Genomic DNA, 569 nt, shown 5'->3' with positions numbered 1-569 from the left:
TCGAAGCGGAGGCTGGCGATAATCAAGTGACAGTGAACGAGGTGAAGGCAGCCCCCGTGTTGCGCACGCACGCGTTTTCCAGCGATATCATCCGGCAGCTAGTGTCCGATATCGAGCAGGAGCCTTTCCAGCCGTCATATCGCAGGGTGTCGTTTGGCGCGCCCGTTAAAGGTTGGCGTCAGCGGCTCGATGCCTATTTCTGGCCGCGACCTGCAGTCGGTTATCGCGAAACCTGCGACGCGCTCGCTCCGTTGCTCGTGACGGCCAGGCTACTGGCCGATTCGATCGAAAAATGGACGCCGGAGCTGCAGGCGCAAGCAGTCGAATTTGCGGATCAGGTTTTTGCGTGGGGCGGCGTCGTGCAGCGCACCGCATACGACTGGCGGGACGTGCATGCAGTCTTTGCTTCCGCGATCCGTGGACAAAGGCAGGACGACGCAAGGATGAACAGCGGCTGGACGAAAGTCGCGGCGTTCGCGAGTAGCCATCTCGAACCCGAACACAACCTCGTTATTTGGGACAGCCGCGTTGCTCATTCCCTTACCCAGCGCCTCGACGCGATTCTCCAT

General features: G+C 60.3%; 1 protein-coding gene. It reads left to right on the top strand.

The features are described 5' to 3' along the window. Positions 1-26: 26 nt before the first annotated feature. Positions 27-569, top strand: a 543-nt coding sequence (locus U5782_RS41335) for a hypothetical protein (protein ID WP_322049634.1), incomplete at its 3' end; no start/stop codon positions are given.

Source organism: Paraburkholderia sp. J67 (assembly GCF_905220265.1).
Taxonomy (GTDB): domain Bacteria; phylum Pseudomonadota; class Gammaproteobacteria; order Burkholderiales; family Burkholderiaceae; genus Paraburkholderia.
This window is presented reverse-complemented; position numbering and strand designations above follow the sequence as displayed.